This window comes from Anaeromassilibacillus sp. An200 (genome assembly GCF_002160025.1).
GTDB lineage: Bacteria > Bacillota > Clostridia > Oscillospirales > Acutalibacteraceae > Caccousia > Caccousia stercoris.
Genome location: NZ_NFJU01000117.1, coordinates 1 through 1,489 on the forward strand (window position 1 = coordinate 1; position 1,489 = coordinate 1,489).

At 54.2% G+C, this 1,489-nt stretch carries 2 protein-coding genes; both read left to right on the top strand.

The window, feature by feature from the left end; translation table 11 throughout:
- Window positions 1-140: 140 nt before the first annotated feature.
- Complete coding sequence (locus B5F35_RS18105; protein ID WP_087243071.1) at window positions 141-989, top strand: ParA family protein; 849 nt, start codon at window positions 141-143, stop codon at window positions 987-989.
- Window positions 943-1,489 (top strand): ParB/RepB/Spo0J family partition protein (locus B5F35_RS18110; RefSeq protein WP_140401295.1); only part of this gene is annotated, 547 nt, incomplete at its 3' end. The genes B5F35_RS18105 and B5F35_RS18110, both read left to right, overlap by 47 nt.

The window sequence follows — 1,489 nt, forward strand, 5'->3', positions numbered from 1 at the left end:
ACTACATATTGTGCCGACTAAATCAAGCCGTTTATTCTTTTCATAGAATAGGCGGCTTTTTTTCATGCCCATTTTGCAGCATACATAGCTGTCCGTCTTGCCAACGGGCGGCTAAATCTATGAAGAAGGAGGACATGAAAATGCCGGAACAGAGAAGCCGCCCCAGGGATGGCCGCGTGATCGCGCTGGCCAACCAGAAAGGCGGCACAGGCAAAACCACCACGACGGTGAATCTGGGCATTGGTTTAGCCCGTCTGGGGAAAAAGGTACTGCTCATTGACGCAGACCCCCAGGGCGACCTCACCACCTGCCTGGGCTGGCAAGACCAAGACAGCCTGCCCACCACCCTGGCCACGGTCATGGAAAAAGTGATCCGGGATGAGCCATTCACCACAGATGAGGGCATAATGCACCACATCGAGGGTGTAGACCTTATGCCCGCCAACATTGAGCTGTCCGCGTTGGAAATGAGCCTGGTCACCGCCATGAGCCGGGAGTTTACGCTGAGAACCTATGTCAATGAGGTCAAGAAGCACTATGATGTGGTTCTCATTGATTGTATGCCGTCCCTGGGCATGATTACGATAAACGCCCTGGCTGCGGCGGACAGCGTGATTATCCCGGTGCAGGCCCATTATCTTCCCGCCAAGGGCATGACCCAGCTTATGAAAACCATCAATAAAGTGAAGCGGCAGATCAACCCGGCTCTGAAGGTGGACGGGGTGCTGCTCACTCTGGTGGATGGGCGCACAAACCTTGCCAGACAGACAGCGGATACACTGCGGCAGAGTTACGGGAGCGTGTTGAAAATTTATCGTTCCGAGATTCCCGTAGCCATCAAAGCCGCAGAGATCAGCGCCGCAGGCAAGAGTATTTACGCCTACGACAAGAGGAGCAAGGTGGCCCAGGCTTACGCGGATTTTTCAAAGGAGGTGCTGGCGGATGGCGAAAAGCAGCGGGCTAAACTTCAATCTTCCCTCAGTCGATGATTTGTTTTCCACGGAGGAAGAACGGGCCGAGGCACGGCTTGAAAAAGTTGTCAATCTTTCGCCCACGGAAATCAGCGACTTCCCGAACCACCCGTTTAAGGTGCGGATGGACGCAGCTATGCAGGAAATGACGGAAAGCGTGAAGCAGTACGGCGTTTTGGTCCCTGCCCTGGTGCGCCCCAAACGGTCGGGCGGCTATGAAATGGTGGCCGGACACCGCAGGAAAAAGGCGGCGGATTTAGCGGGGCTTGCGGAAATCCCCTGTATTGTGCGGCAGCTCACCGATGATGAAGCCACGATTATCATGGTGGACTCCAACTTGCAGCGGGAGCAGATTTTACCATCGGAAAAGGCGTTTGCCTACAAAATGAAGCTGGACGCTATGAAAAGGCAGGGACAGCGGACGGATTTAACTTCCGACCCAGTGGGTTGGAAGTTAAGCGGAAAGGAATCTGCAAGTATTGTCGGTAAAGAAGGCGGTGATAGTCAAACACAGGTGC

Coding starts and splice junctions, on each gene's coding strand:
- B5F35_RS18105 (WP_087243071.1), top strand. CDS start 141: ATGCCGGAACAGAGAAGCCGCCCCAGGGATGGCCGCGTGATCGCGCTG.